This is a genomic window from Hylemonella sp. GW821-FHT12C09 (genome assembly GCF_058807395.1).
The window spans coordinates 44,194-57,790 of the sequence record NZ_JBXAQQ010000001.1; the positions used below are offsets into that span (position 1 = coordinate 44,194).

Here is a 13,597-nt window from a genome sequence, read left to right on the forward strand (position 1 = left end):
ATTGGTTATATTTCATAACCATAATCGATTCCAGAAAGAAACGCAATATGAAGAACCCCGACCTCCATTTCGAGCGCCGCGGCGAGCAGCAGGAAGTTGCTGTCATCCGCCTGACGCGACCCGCCAAGCGCAATGCGCTCAACGACGCGCTGATCTTGGCCATCCGTGACCTGTTCGAAAACCTGCCCGAAGGCGTGCGCGCCGCCGTCATCGACGGCGAGGGTGAGCACTTCTGCGCCGGCCTGGACTTGAGCGAACTGAAAGAACGCGACGCCGGCCAGGGCCTGCACCACTCCCGCATGTGGCATGCCGCGCTGGAGCGCGTGCAATACGGCCCGGTGCCCGTGATCGCCGCGCTGCACGGCGCCGTGGTCGGCGGCGGCCTGGAGCTGGCCAGCGCCTGCCACATCCGCGTGGCTGACGAATCCACCTTCTACGCCCTGCCCGAAGGCTCGCGCGGCATCTTCGTGGGCGGCGGCGGTGCGGTGCGCATCCCGCGCCTGATCGGCGCCTCGCGCATGGCCGACATGATGTTGACCGGCCGCGTCTACAACGCGCAGGACGGCGAAAAGATCGGCATGGCGCAGTACCTGGTACCGCAGGGCAGCGCCTTCGACAAGGCCTTTGAACTGGCCGTGCGCGTAGCGCAGAACGCCCCGCTGACCAACTACGCGCTCATCCACGCCCTGCCACGCATTGCCGAGCAGCCGGCCGACCAGGGTTTCCTGACCGAGGCCATGATGGCTGCCATCGCCCAGAGCGCCCCCGAAGCCAAACAACGCGTGCGCGCCTTTCTCGACGGCAAGGCCGCCAAGGTCAGCAAGGGCTGACATCTCCCCCGACACGAAACGACCCATGAGCGAGACGACCAAGACCACCCCGCGCTACCGCCCCGTGCCTTTTGGCGTGACCCGTGTCCAGGTGCGCGAAGGCGCGCCCGGCACGCGTTATGTGCAAGCCGAGCTGCCGCTGGGCGCCTACGCCCGCCGCCTGAGCGACTTCCTGGTGCACTGGGCCGAGGCCGAGCCCGAGCGCACCTTCATGGCCCGCCGGGCCCAGCTGGGCGAGGGCCGCACCGGCGACTGGCAGCGCATCAGCTATGCCCAGGCCCTGGACGGCGCACGCCGCATCGGCCAGGCCCTGCTGGACCGCAAGCTCAGTGCCGAGCGCCCCGTGGTGATCCTGAGCGAGAACACGCTGGAGCATGCGCTGATGTCGCTGGGCTGCCTCTACGCCGGCGTGCCTTACTGCCCGGTCTCGCCCGCGTATGCCACGATCAGCCAGGATTACGACAAGCTCAGGCATGTGCTCACCACGCTGACCCCGGGCCTGGTGTTCGCCGCCGACGGAGCGCGTTATGGCCGCGCCATTGCCGCCACCGTGGGCACCGATGTCGAAGTGGTGCTGGCCCAGGGCACCATCGAAGGTCGTGCGACCTCTTCCTTCGAGACGCTGCGTAACACCGCACCCACGGCAGCCGTGGACGACGCCATGCATGCCGTGCGCCCGGACACCATCGCCAAGTTCCTGTTTACCTCGGGCTCGACCAAGATGCCCAAGCCGGTGATCAACACCCATCGCATGTGGTGCGCCAACCTGCAGCAGATCACCCTGTCCATGCCGGTCATCGCCGAAGCGCCGCCGGTCTTCGTGGACTGGCTGCCCTGGAACCACACCTTCGGCGGCAACCACAACGTGGGCCTGACACTGAAACACGGCGGCACGCTCTACATCGACGACGGCAAGCCCACCGCCGCGCTGATCGGCGAGACCCTGCGCAATCTGCGCGAGATCGCGCCCACGCTGTACTTCAACGTGCCCACGGGCTTCGAAATGATCGCCCAGGCCATGAAGACCGACGAGGCACTGCGCAAGAAGCTGCTCTCGCGCGTGCGCATGTTCTTCTACTCCGGCGCCGGCCTGGCCCAGCCGGTCTGGGACAGCCTGCACCAGACGGCGGAGGCCGAGGTGGGAGAGCGCATCGTCATGGCCACCGGCCTGGGCATGACCGAGTCCGCACCTTCGGCCATGTTCACCAACAGTCCCAACGTGAAGGCCGGCGACATCGGCACCCCCGTACCTGGCATGACGCTCAAGCTGATCGACGTGGACGGCAAGACCGAGGTGCGCTACCGCGGCCCCAACGTGACGCCCGGCTACTGGCGTTCGGAGCAGGCCACGCGCGACGCGTTCGACGAGGAAGGGTATCTGTGCACCGGTGACGCCGTGCAGTGGATCGACCCCCAGGATGTGCACCGCGGCCTGAAGTTCGACGGCCGCATCGCCGAGGACTTCAAGCTCTCCACCGGCACCTTCGTGAGCGTGGGGCCGATGCGCGCCAAGGTCATCGTAACCGGTGCGCCCTATGTGCAGGACGTGGTGCTCACCGGTCTGAACATGAAGGAAGTCGGCGCGCTGATCTTCCCCTCGCCTGCCTGCCGCAGCGTCAGCGGCCTGGGTGCCGATGCGCCGTGGGAAGCCGTGCTGGCCAGCGAACCGGTGCGCCAGCGCCTGCAGGCCGTGATCAACCAGCTGGCGCGGGAAGCCACCGGCAGCGCCAACCGCATCGCACGTGCCCTGCTGCTGGTCGAGCCGCCCTCCATCGACAAGGGCGAGGTCACCGACAAGGGCTCCATCAACCAGCGCGCCGTGCTCAAGCACCGCGATGCGCTCGTGCAGGCCCTGCACGACGACACGGCCGCCGGCATTCTCAAACCTCAACCATGAAACACCCCCGAAGCGCCTTCGGCGCCTCCCCCTCAAAGGGGGCGCACCCAGCAGCCCGGCAAAGCCGGTTCTGCGGGTGCTCTGGGTTGACATCCCCTCATTCATCTGAGTCACTGAAATGAACATCCAAGGACAAGCAGCACTCGTCACCGGCGGCGCCTCCGGCCTGGGCGAAGCCACGGCGCGTGAACTGGCGCGCCTGGGCGCCAAGGTCGCCGTGCTCGACGTCAATGCGGCGCTGGCCGAAAAGGTCGCCGCCGAAATCGGCGGCGTCGCCTGCCCCTGCGACATCACCAACACCGACAGCGTCACCGCCGCGCTGGCCAAGGCCGCCGCGGCCCACGGGCCGGCGCGCATCCTGATGAACATCGCCGGCATCGGCAGCGCCAAGCGCATCGTCGCCAAGGACGGTTCGCCCGCGCCGCTGGAGGACTTCACACGCGTGATCAACGTCAACCTGGTCGGCAGCTACAACATCAGCCGTCTGTTTGCGGCGGCCTGCGTCAAGCTGGCGCCGCTGGACGATGGCGAACGCGGTGTGATGATGTTCACCGCTTCCGTGGCAGCCTTCGACGGCCAGGTCGGCCAGCAGGCCTACAGCGCCTCCAAGGGCGGCCTGGTCGGCATGACCCTGCCCATGGCACGCGACCTGGCCCAGCACGGCATCCGCGTCTGCACCGTCGCACCCGGCCTCTTCGCCACGCCGCTCATGAAGGAACTGCCCGAGGAAGTCCAGGCCACCCTGGCCGCCTCCATCCCCTTCCCCAAGCGCCTGGGCCACCCTGAGGAATTCGCCCAGCTGGCCTGCCACATCGTGACCAACGGCCACCTCAACGGCGAGGTGATCCGCCTCGATGGCGCGCTGCGCATGGCGCCGCGCTGAAAACAGTTTCTGTTCCCGTTCCCATCACCAACCACTGCACAGGAGACAAACCATGATGCAACGTCGACAACTCATCCAGGCCGCCGCTGGCGCCACAGCGCTCAGCGCCCTCACGCCCTTCGCCGCCCTCGCGCAGGCGCTGGACCAGGTCAAGATCTTCTACGGCTTCCCCGCCGGCAGCGCGGGTGACAGCGTCGCACGTCGCGTCGCCGAAAAGATCGGAGGCACGCCGTACAGCAAGATCGCCGGCTTCGTTGAAAACAAGCCGGGCGCCGGTGGACGCATCGCGGTCGAGACCCTGAAGAACTCGCCGGCCGACGGCTCGGTACTGGCCCTGGCGCCGGTGTCGGCCCTGTCCGTCTATCCCTACATCTATCCCAAGCTGGCCTACAAGCCGGAGGACGTGACACCGGTGTCGATCGGCGCCATCATGTTCCACGGCCTGGCCGTCGGGCCGGCCGTGCCGGCGGAAGTCAAGACGCTGAAGGACTTCCTCGCCTGGGCCAAGGCCAATCCCACGCAAGCCAACTACGGCTCACCGGGCGCCGGCTCCATGCCCCACCTGCTGGGCGCACTGCTGGGCATGCGCGCCGGCGTGGAACTCAAGCACGTCCCCTACCGCGGCACAGTGCCCAGCATCACCGACCTGGTCGGCGGCCAGATCGCCGCGGCGATGAACCCGAGCGGCGACTACCTGCAGCACATGAAGACCGGCCGCGTACGCGTGCTGGCCACCTCGGGCCGCAAGCGCTCGCCTTACCTGCCGGACGTCCCGACCTTCACCGAACTCGGCTACCCCGATATCACCTCGGAAGAGTGGTTCGGCTTCTACGCGCCCGCCAAGACGCCGGCGGCCACCATCGCCGCGGCCAATGCCGCCATCACACAGGCGCTGAAGGACAAATCAGTGGTCGATGCACTGGCGCTCGTCGGTCTCGTCGCCTTCCCCAGCACGCCGCAGGCGATGGCCGCGGACCAGAAGGCCGAGTACGAGCGCTGGGGACCCTTGGTCAAGCAGATCGGCTTCACGTCCGAGTCCTGATGAAGACCGGGCTGCACGCGTGGCCCGGTTTCCCGCTACGGCGTCCGCGTCAACAAGCTACTCCCGCCTACCGGCGGGACCGGCTGCCTGTGCCTTGAACCCTGAACTTCTGGAGTTGTCCCATGAAGCATCGTCCCCGCCCCCTCCTGCTGCTCGTGCCGGCCGCCCTGCTGCTGGCCTCCTGCAGTACGAGCCCGCCCGCCACGCCGCCGGTGCTGGGCGCCAGCCGCGCTGCCACGCTGCAGAACTGCGAAGGACTGCTGGCCGGCTTCCGTCATGAGCAGACGCAGATCGATGCGGTGACAGCCGTGGCCGAGGGTGCGCTCAAGCTGGGCGCGCAAGCCATGCCGGCCCACTGCCTGGTCAAGGGCAGCATGCACAAACGCAAGGGCAGCGACGGGCGCGACTACGCCATCGGCTTCGAGATGCGCCTGCCCCAGGCCTGGAACGGCCGCTTCTACTACCAGGGCAACGGCGGGCTGGATGGCAATGTGCAGCCCGCGCTCGGTGCGCTGGGCGGCGGGCCGCTGACGGGCGCGCTGTTTCAGGGTTTTGCCGTCATCAGCTCCGATGCTGGTCACACCGGCGCGCAGACCACGGTCTTCGGCCTGGAACCACAGGCGCGGCTGGACTACGGCTACCAGGCCGTGGCCAAGCTCACGCCCATGGCCAAGGCGCTGATCCGCACGGCCTACGGCAAGGGACCAGACCGTTCCTACATCGGGGGCTGTTCCAACGGCGGGCGCCACGCCATGGTGACGGCTGCGCGCGTGGGCGAACAGTACGACGGTTACCTCATTGGCGCACCGGGCTACCGCCTGCCCCATGCCGCACTGGCCCAGCTCTGGGGCGCCCAGCAGTTCAGCACCCTGGCCACACCGGGTGCTACCGCGCCCCACCCCCTCGCGCCACAGGGGCGCATCCCCGACCTGAGCAGTGCCTTCACGCCGCAGGAGCGCCAGACCGTGGCCCAGGCCATCCTGGCCCAATGCGACGCCCTGGACGGCGCGCGTGACGGTCTGGTGCAGGACGTGCAGGCCTGCCAGGCCCGCTTCCATCTGCAGACCGATGTACCCAGCTGCAGCGGCGAACGCCATGGCCAGTGCCTGAGCACGGCACAGAAGCAGATCATCGGCGCCCTCTTCAGCGGTGCGCGCAGCAACAGCGGCCAGCCCTTGTATGCGCCCTTCCCCTACGACAATGGCTTGGTCGGCGCCAACTGGGGCACCTGGAAGTTCGTGAACTCGCTGGCGCTGGACCCGCTGTCGGTGGGCACCGTGTTCAGCGTGCCACCGGGCCGGGTCGATGCGCTCAAGGAAGACCTGGGCGCGCGCCTGGCGCTGCTCAACGCCACCGACACCACCTACAAGGAATCGGGCCTGTCCCTCATGACACCCCCGGGCCATGAACAGCCCGGCAACCTGGCCCCGCTGCGCGCGCGCGGCGCCAAGATCTTGCTCTACCACGGCGTGAGTGACGCGGTGTTCTCGGCCGAGGACACCCGGCAATGGATCGAGAGGCTGGGCAAGGCCCTGAGCGGCCCGGTCGACGACTTCGCCCGCTACTTCCCCGTGCCCGGCATGAACCACTGCAGCGGCGGCCCGGCCACCGACCAGTTCGACCTGCTCGGTCCGCTGGTGCTGTGGGTGGAACAGGGTGTTCCACCTCAAGCCGTGCCGGCCACGGCGCGCGGCGCGGGCAATGCGGGCGGCGTGAATACCGAACTGCCCGCAGACTGGTCTGCCACGCGCAGCCGCCCCCTGTGCGCCTACCCGGCCGTGGCGCGCTACAAGGGCCAGGGTTCGCTGGAAGACGCGAGCAGCTTCATTTGCCAATAAGTTCAGCCCATGGATTACCAGCCCCGACTCGATGACATCCAGCAGCTGCTGATGAGTGTGCTCGATGCCCCCTCACAGCTGCAGGCGCTGCCACCGTATGCCGAAGTCGACGATGCACTGATGCGCCAGGTGCTGGAAGAGGCCGGCAAGTTCGTCACCAGCGAGATCGCGCCGCTGCAACGCGTGGGGGACGAAACCGGTGCGCAGTTCGAGGCCGGTCGCGTCACCATGCCGCCGGGCTTTCGTGCCGCGTACCAGGCCTTCTGGCAGGGCGGCTGGCCCGCGCTGGCCTGTGCCCCTGAGGATGGTGGCCAGGGACTGCCCGCCGTGCTGGAGGCCGTGCTCTACGAGATGCTGAGCGCGGCCAACCATGGCTGGACCATGGCGCCGGGCCTGCTGCATGGCGCCTATGAATGCCTCAAGCACCACGGCAGCGATGAACTCAAGGCGCGTTACCTGGAAAAGATCGCCACCGGGGAGTGGCTGGCCACCATGTGTCTGACCGAGCCGCAGGCCGGCAGCGACCTGGGCCTGGTGCGCACGAAAGCCTTGCCGCAGACCGATGGCAGCTACCTGGTTTCCGGCAGCAAGATCTTCATCTCCGGCGGCGAGCATGACCTCAGCGACAACATCGTGCACCTGGTGCTGGCGCGCCTGCCCGATGCGGCGCCCGGCCCCAAGGGACTCTCGCTCTTCCTCGTGCCCAAGGTGCTGCCCGCTGGCGCACGCAACGGCGTGTTCTGCGAGCGCATCGAGGAAAAGATGGGCCTGCACGGCAGCCCGACCTGCGTGATGCGTTTCGAGGACGCGACGGGCTGGCTCGTGGGCGAACCGCACCGCGGCCTGAACGCCATGTTCGTCATGATGAACGCGGCGCGTCTGCACGTGGGCCTGCAGGGCATCGGCCTGCTGGAAGCCGCCTGGCAAAAAGCCAGCGCCTACGCGCAGGAGCGGCGCCAGATGCGCGCGCCCGGTGCCACGCAGACCAGCCTGATCGAGGACCACCCCGCAATCCAGCGCATTCTCACGACCCAGCGCGCCTGGATCGACGGCGGCCGCCTGCTGGCCTACCGTACGGCCATCGAACTGGATGCGGCCAGGCACCACGCCGATCCAGGCCGGCGCGACGCCGCGCAGCGCTGGTGCAGCCTGGTCACGCCCGTGCTCAAGGCCGCCTGGACGAACCAGGGATTCCATGGCGCCAGCGCCTGCCTGCAGGTCTTCGGCGGCCACGGTTATGTGCGCGAATGGGGCATCGAGCAGATCGTGCGCGATGCGCGCGTGACCATGATCTACGAGGGCACCAACGAGATCCAGGCCATCGACCTGCTGCTGCGCAAGGTGCTGCCCGACGGCGGCGACGCGCTGGGCGCGCTGTTCGATCAATTGGCGACCGAGGACCCCTTGCCCCTGGAAGTGCAACAGCGCTTCGACGCCTTGCGCCAGCTGGCCGTGCGCCTGGCCCAGGCCGCGACCTACCGCGCCGACCTGGCCTACTGGGTCGCCGACGACTTCCTGCAGGCCCTGGCCCTGGCCTTGCTGGGCTGGGCCGGTGCGCGCATCACCAGCAAACAGGCGCACTGGTTGGCCCCGGCGCACGCCCTGCAGACCTGGGTGCTGCCCGCGTTCGCCATGCATCTGCAGATCATCGAACAGCAGCTGGCCGACACCGAAACCGCCGCCCCGGCACCGGCGGCCGCCTGAACCAACACCCCACCATGGCCACTCGCAAACTCAGCCCCGACACCGCCATCGAACAGGTCGATACCAGCTACCTGGAAAGCCTGGTCGGCTACAACGCCCGCCGCGCCACCCTGGTCATCGTCGATGCCTTCCTGCGCAATATGGCGGTCTATGGCCTGCGCCCGGTCGACTTCTCCGTGCTGTCGCTGATCGCGCACAACCCGGGCATCACCTCGCGCCAGCTCTGCACCACGCTCAACATCCAGCCCCCCAACCTGGTGGGCATGATCAACCAGCTGCAAAGACGCGAGCTCATCACGCGCCGGCCCCACCCGCACGACGGCCGCGCCATGGGCCTGCACCTGACGGCCACGGGCAAGAAGATGGTGAAGCAGGCCGAGGTGACGGCGTCCGAACTGGAGGAAGCCACCACTGCCCGGCTGACCGTCGCCGAACGGAAAATGCTCATGCAGCTGTTGAAAAAAATCTACATTTGATGCAATTTTTCACGCCGCCCGGCCCTCCGACCGGCCGCCTCCGTGCTTCGAGAAAACCCATTAGCTATTAATCTTGTAGCAGTCCGGAATCTGCGCTATAGTCCGCCTTCGCCTCGTCTGTCTGCTGTATAGCGGCGGCAAGCAGGCACAGGGAGGGTGCGCCAGGCCTCAGGCATGGCGTTTCAAGGAGTGCTGTGGAATGAGCTACAAGGAAAACGCCGCCATTGGTCAGCTGCTGGCTCTGCTGGAGTCGCGCTACGCCATGCGTGTGCTGTGGGCCCTGCGTGACGGCCATGCCCAGACCTTCCGCCTGCTGCAGGACAGCGTCGGCGGCATCACCCCCAACACCCTGAACACCCGCATCAAGGAACTGCGCGAGGCCGGCCTGCTCAACCACGGCAGCGACGGCTACCTGCTCACCACCAGCGGCACCGAACTGACCCGTCGCATGGGCGAGTTGCCCGCCTTTGCCAGCAAATGGCTGGCCAGCCAGGCGCGCAAGGCGCGCTGAGCCCCAAGCGCCGGCAACCGCGCCGCCGGATCGCGCCCAACTGGCATAATTCGCCCTTCGCCAGCTGGCGTGCGGGCTTCAGACCGGCACCGTCAGCTATCAAATAAATAGCGAGAAGGACCGCGCCATGGCCATCACCACCACCCCCTCCGGACTCCAGTACGAAGACACCATCCCCGGCACGGGTGCCGAGGCGACCCGCGGCCAGACGGTGACTGTTCACTACACCGGCTGGCTCTACAACAACGGCACCCAAGGTGCCAAGTTCGATTCCAGCAAGGACCGCAACGACCCCTTCGAATTCTCCCTGGGCGGCGGCATGGTGATCCGCGGCTGGGACGAGGGCGTGGCCGGCATGAAGATCGGCGGCACCCGCGTGCTGATCATCCCCGCAGCCCTGGGCTACGGTGCCCGCGGCGCCGGCGGCGTGATTCCGCCCAACGCCACCCTGAAGTTCGAAGTCGAACTGCTGGCCCTGGCCTGACCCCCCTGCCGGCCGCCACCCGGCGGCCGGTTCCTGTCGGAGCGCTCTTGAAATGGTCGGCGACGCCCCCATGTCCGCGGCTGACCTTCCTTCCAACCTTCCAAGCATGTCTGACACGCAAGCCACCCCCACCCCCGATCAAGAACCGGGGCATGCCCCCGCGAGCACCGATGCCGAGGCACTGGCACAGGTCCAGGCCGAGCTGGCCGAACTCAAGGCGAAAAGCGCTGAACTGGCCGACCAGTTCCTGCGCGCCAAGGCCGAGGCCGAAAACGCCCGCCGCCGCGCCGAGGACGAGATCACCAAGGCCCGCAAGTTCGCCGTGGAAAGCTTCGCCGAAAGCCTGCTGCCGGTGACCGACAGCCTGGAAGCCGGCCTGAACATCAAGGACGCCACGCCCGAGCAGATCCGCGAAGGTGCCGAAGCCACCCTGCGCCAGCTCAGTGCCGCGCTGGAGCGCAACAAGGTCATCGTCATCAACCCGGCCGCGGGCAGCAAGTTTGATCCGCATCAGCACCAGGCCATCAGCGTGGTGCCGGCCGAACAGGACGCCAACACCGTGGTCAGCGTGCTGCAAAAGGGCTACACCATTGCCGAGCGCGTACTGCGCCCCGCCCTGGTGACCGTGGCGGCCCCCAAATAAAAAGCCCTTGAAACCGGGCCAGTTATCCACAAGTACAGCGCATCAGAATTTCCAGGAATCTCAGGAGTAAGACATGGGCAAAATCATCGGCATCGACCTCGGTACCACCAACAGCTGCGTTTCCATCATGGAGGGCAACACCACCAAGGTGATCGAGAACGCGGAAGGTGCGCGCACCACCCCCTCCATCGTCGCCTACCAGGAAGACGGTGAAGTGCTGGTCGGCGCCTCGGCCAAGCGCCAGGCGGTCACCAACCCCAAGAACACGCTGTACGCCATCAAGCGCCTGATCGGCCGCAAGTTCACCGAGAAGGAAGTGCAGAAGGACATCGATCTGATGCCCTACAGCATTGTGGCCGCCGATAACGGCGACGCCTGGGTGGAAGTGCGCGGCAAGCAGATTTCGGCCCAGCAGGTCAGCGCCGACATCCTGCGCAAGATGAAAAAGACCGCCGAGGACTACCTGGGCGAGCCCGTGACCGAAGCCGTCATCACCGTGCCGGCCTATTTCAACGACGCCCAGCGCCAGGCCACCAAGGACGCCGGCCGCATTGCCGGCCTGGACGTCAAGCGCATCATCAACGAGCCCACCGCTGCAGCCCTGGCCTTCGGCCTGGACAAGGGCGGCAAGGGCGACCGCAAGATCGCCGTGTATGACCTGGGCGGCGGCACCTTCGACGTCTCCATCATCGAGATCGCCGACGTCGACGGCGAGATGCAATTCGAAGTGCTGTCCACCAACGGCGACACCTTCCTGGGCGGCGAAGACTTCGACCAGCGCATCATCGACTACATCATTGGCGAGTTCAAGAAGGACCAGGGCGTGGACCTGACCAAGGACGTGCTCGCCCTGCAGCGCCTCAAGGAAGCTGCCGAGAAGGCCAAGATCGAACTCTCCAGCTCGACCTCGACCGACATCAACCTGCCCTACATCACCGCTGACGCCTCGGGCCCCAAGCACCTGAGCGTCAAGCTGACCCGCGCCAAGCTGGAAAGCCTGGTGGAGGAACTGATCGAGCGCACCATCGCTCCCTGCCGTACCGCCATCAAGGATGCCGGCGTGAGCGTGGGCGACATCCATGATGTGATCCTGGTCGGCGGCATGACCCGCATGCCCAAGGTGCAGGACAAGGTCAAGGAGTTCTTCGGCAAGGAGCCGCGCAAGGACGTCAACCCCGACGAGGCCGTCGCCGTGGGCGCCGCCATCCAGGGCCAGGTGCTCAGCGGTGACCGCAAGGACGTGCTGCTGCTGGACGTCACCCCCCTGTCCCTGGGCATCGAGACCCTGGGCGGCGTGATGACCAAGATGATCGCCAAGAACACGACCATCCCGACCAAGTTCGCACAGACCTTCTCCACGGCCGACGACAACCAGCCGGCCGTGACCATCAAGGTCTACCAGGGCGAGCGCGAGATGGCCAGCGGCAACAAGTCGCTGGGCGAGTTCAACCTCGAAGGCATTGCGCCGGCCCCGCGCGGCCTGCCGCAGATCGAGGTGACCTTCGACATCGACGCCAACGGCATCCTGCACGTGGGCGCCAAGGACAAGGCCACCGGCAAGGAAAACAAGATCACCATCAAGGCCAACTCGGGTCTGTCCGAGGAGGAAATCCAGCAGATGGTGAAGGACGCCGAACTCAACGCCGCCGACGACAAGAAGCGCCTTGAGCTGGTGCAGGCCCGCAACCAGGCCGACGCCACGGTGCATGGCGTGCGCAAGAGCATGACCGAGCATGGCGACAAGCTCGATGCTGGCGAGAAGGAAAAGATCGAAGCCGCCGCCAAGGACCTGGAAGAAGCCATCAAAGGCGAGGACAAGGCCGCCATCGAGGCCAAGACCGAAGCGCTGATGCTGGCCAGCCAGAAGCTGGGCGAGAAGCTCTACGCCGAGCAGCAGGCCGCAGCAGGCGCCGCCGGTGGCGGTGCCGCCCCGGGCGCCGAGCAGCCGCAGGCCAGCCGTCCGGCCGACGACAATGTGGTGGACGCCGAAGTCAAGGAAGTCAAGAAGGGTTAACGCCGGACGCCTTGCGCCGCCTCAACTCGCCGCGTTCGACGCTTACCCTGCGGTAAGGTCAACGCGGCGTTACTGCTCTGGAACTCAACGACTATGGCGACCAAAAGAGACTTTTACGAAATCCTCGGCGTGCCCAAGAACGCCTCCGAGGAGGAGATCAAGAAGGCGTATCGCAAGCTCGCGATGAAGCACCACCCTGACCGCAACCAGGGTGACAGCGCCAAGGCGGCCGAGGAAAAATTCAAGGAGGCCAAGGAGGCCTACGAGATGCTGTCGGATGCGCAGAAGCGCGCGGCCTACGACCAGTACGGCCACGCTGGCGTCGACCCCAATATGCGTGGCGGTGCCGGCGAAGGTTTTGGCGGCGGCTTTGCCGAAGCCTTCGGCGATATCTTTGGCGACATGTTCGGCCAGCAGCGCGGGCGCGGGGCCGGCGGCCGCCAGGTCTACCGTGGCAGCGATCTGAGCTACGCCATGGAAATCACACTGGAGGAAGCGGCCCGCGGCAAGGACGCGCAGATCCGCATCCCCAGCTGGGACAACTGCGACACCTGCCGCGGCACGGGCGCCAAACCCGGCACCCAGGTCAAGCCCTGCAGCACCTGCCACGGCTCGGGTTCGGTGCAGATGCGCCAGGGTTTCTTCAGCGTGCAGCAGACCTGCCCGCATTGCCACGGCACGGGCAAGATCATCCCCGAACCCTGCACCAGCTGCCAGGGCCAGGGCCGTATCAAGCGCCAGAAGACGCTGGAGGTGAAGATCCCCGCCGGCATCGACGACGGCATGCGTATCCGCAGCACCGGCAACGGTGAGCCGGGCATGAACGGCGGACCGCCGGGTGACCTCTACATCGAGATCCGCCTGCGCAAGCACGATATCTTCGAGCGTGACGGCGACGACCTGCATTGCGCCGTGCCCATCAGCTTCGTCACGGCGGCGCTGGGCGGCGAGATCGATGTGCCCACCTTGCAGGGCAAGGCTGCCATCGACATCCCCGAAGGCACGCAGACCGGCAAGCAGTTCCGCCTGCGCGGCAAGGGCATCAAGGGCGTGCGCGCCAGCTACCCCGGGGACCTGTATTGCCACATCACGGTGGAGACACCCGTCAAGCTCACCGAGCATCAGCGCAAGCTGCTGCGCGAGCTGGGCCAGTCCCTGCAGAAGGGCGGCGCCAAGCACTCGCCGGGCGAAGGCAGCTGGGCCGACCGGCTCAAGAGCTTCTTCAGCTGACCGTAGGCTGTACCGTCAGAAGCCGCGCAAGGGTTGTCCTCGCGC

12 protein-coding genes are annotated in these 13,597 nt (G+C 66.9%); all 12 read left to right on the forward strand.

Features of this window, described 5'->3' with window-relative positions; genetic code table 11:
• Positions 1 to 47 precede the first annotated feature (47 nt).
• The 12 genes from AC1RRP_RS00245 (at position 48) to dnaJ (ending at position 13,552) form a co-directional block, all read left to right on the forward strand.
• On the forward strand, positions 48 to 830 hold the full coding sequence (locus AC1RRP_RS00245) for a crotonase/enoyl-CoA hydratase family protein (protein WP_493032091.1): 783 nt from the start codon (positions 48 to 50) through the stop codon (positions 828 to 830).
• 25 nt (positions 831 to 855) lie between these two features.
• A complete protein-coding gene (locus AC1RRP_RS00250) occupies positions 856 to 2,727 on the forward strand; it encodes a feruloyl-CoA synthase (RefSeq protein ID WP_493032092.1) in 1,872 nt (623 codons plus the stop codon).
• A 118-nt stretch (positions 2,728 to 2,845) separates the two neighbouring features.
• Positions 2,846 to 3,610: an SDR family NAD(P)-dependent oxidoreductase gene (locus AC1RRP_RS00255; RefSeq protein WP_493032094.1), complete on the forward strand. Its 765-nt coding sequence runs from the start codon at positions 2,846 to 2,848 to the stop codon at positions 3,608 to 3,610.
• Positions 3,611 to 3,662: 52 nt separating this feature from the next.
• Positions 3,663 to 4,652 (forward strand): tripartite tricarboxylate transporter substrate-binding protein, encoded by a 990-nt coding sequence (locus AC1RRP_RS00260; RefSeq protein WP_493032095.1) that lies wholly within the window; start codon positions 3,663 to 3,665, stop codon positions 4,650 to 4,652.
• A gap of 122 nt (positions 4,653 to 4,774) precedes the next feature.
• Positions 4,775 to 6,490, forward strand: a complete 1,716-nt coding sequence (locus tag AC1RRP_RS00265) for a tannase/feruloyl esterase family alpha/beta hydrolase (RefSeq protein ID WP_493032096.1) — start codon at positions 4,775 to 4,777, stop codon at positions 6,488 to 6,490.
• A gap of 9 nt (positions 6,491 to 6,499) precedes the next feature.
• Complete coding sequence (locus tag AC1RRP_RS00270; RefSeq protein ID WP_493032097.1) at positions 6,500 to 8,194, forward strand: acyl-CoA dehydrogenase family protein; 1,695 nt, start codon at positions 6,500 to 6,502, stop codon at positions 8,192 to 8,194.
• Positions 8,195 to 8,208: 14 nt separating this feature from the next.
• Entirely contained in the window at positions 8,209 to 8,670 is a 462-nt protein-coding gene (locus AC1RRP_RS00275; protein WP_493032098.1) for a MarR family winged helix-turn-helix transcriptional regulator, read from the forward strand.
• 199 nt (positions 8,671 to 8,869) lie between these two features.
• Positions 8,870 to 9,181: a winged helix-turn-helix transcriptional regulator gene (locus AC1RRP_RS00280; RefSeq protein ID WP_493032099.1), complete on the forward strand. Its 312-nt coding sequence runs from the start codon at positions 8,870 to 8,872 to the stop codon at positions 9,179 to 9,181.
• Positions 9,182 to 9,308: 127 nt separating this feature from the next.
• Positions 9,309 to 9,665: an FKBP-type peptidyl-prolyl cis-trans isomerase gene (locus AC1RRP_RS00285; RefSeq protein WP_493032100.1), complete on the forward strand. Its 357-nt coding sequence runs from the start codon at positions 9,309 to 9,311 to the stop codon at positions 9,663 to 9,665.
• Positions 9,666 to 9,771: 106 nt separating this feature from the next.
• On the forward strand, positions 9,772 to 10,308 hold the full coding sequence (gene grpE / locus AC1RRP_RS00290; RefSeq protein WP_493032101.1) for a nucleotide exchange factor GrpE: 537 nt from the start codon (positions 9,772 to 9,774) through the stop codon (positions 10,306 to 10,308).
• A gap of 73 nt (positions 10,309 to 10,381) precedes the next feature.
• The gene (gene dnaK, locus AC1RRP_RS00295) at positions 10,382 to 12,322 is read left to right on the forward strand and encodes a molecular chaperone DnaK (protein ID WP_493032102.1); all 1,941 of its coding nucleotides are present in this window, start codon (positions 10,382 to 10,384) and stop codon (positions 12,320 to 12,322) included.
• Between the two features lie 93 nt (positions 12,323 to 12,415).
• Positions 12,416 to 13,552: a molecular chaperone DnaJ gene (dnaJ, locus tag AC1RRP_RS00300; RefSeq protein ID WP_493032103.1), complete on the forward strand. Its 1,137-nt coding sequence runs from the start codon at positions 12,416 to 12,418 to the stop codon at positions 13,550 to 13,552.
• Positions 13,553 to 13,597: the final 45 nt, after the last annotated feature.

Bases quoted from the DNA above. Each gene is read 5' to 3' on its own strand.
- AC1RRP_RS00245 (WP_493032091.1), top strand. From the start codon at position 48: ATGAAGAACCCCGACCTCCATTTCGAGCGCCGCGGCGAGCAGCAGGAA.
- AC1RRP_RS00250 (WP_493032092.1), top strand. From the start codon at position 856: ATGAGCGAGACGACCAAGACCACCCCGCGCTACCGCCCCGTGCCTTTT.
- AC1RRP_RS00255 (WP_493032094.1), top strand. From the start codon at position 2,846: ATGAACATCCAAGGACAAGCAGCACTCGTCACCGGCGGCGCCTCCGGC.
- AC1RRP_RS00260 (WP_493032095.1), top strand. From the start codon at position 3,663: ATGATGCAACGTCGACAACTCATCCAGGCCGCCGCTGGCGCCACAGCG.
- AC1RRP_RS00265 (WP_493032096.1), top strand. From the start codon at position 4,775: ATGAAGCATCGTCCCCGCCCCCTCCTGCTGCTCGTGCCGGCCGCCCTG.
- AC1RRP_RS00270 (WP_493032097.1), top strand. From the start codon at position 6,500: ATGGATTACCAGCCCCGACTCGATGACATCCAGCAGCTGCTGATGAGT.
- AC1RRP_RS00275 (WP_493032098.1), top strand. From the start codon at position 8,209: ATGGCCACTCGCAAACTCAGCCCCGACACCGCCATCGAACAGGTCGAT.
- AC1RRP_RS00280 (WP_493032099.1), top strand. From the start codon at position 8,870: ATGAGCTACAAGGAAAACGCCGCCATTGGTCAGCTGCTGGCTCTGCTG.
- AC1RRP_RS00285 (WP_493032100.1), top strand. From the start codon at position 9,309: ATGGCCATCACCACCACCCCCTCCGGACTCCAGTACGAAGACACCATC.
- grpE (WP_493032101.1), top strand. From the start codon at position 9,772: ATGTCTGACACGCAAGCCACCCCCACCCCCGATCAAGAACCGGGGCAT.
- dnaK (WP_493032102.1), top strand. From the start codon at position 10,382: ATGGGCAAAATCATCGGCATCGACCTCGGTACCACCAACAGCTGCGTT.
- dnaJ (WP_493032103.1), top strand. From the start codon at position 12,416: ATGGCGACCAAAAGAGACTTTTACGAAATCCTCGGCGTGCCCAAGAAC.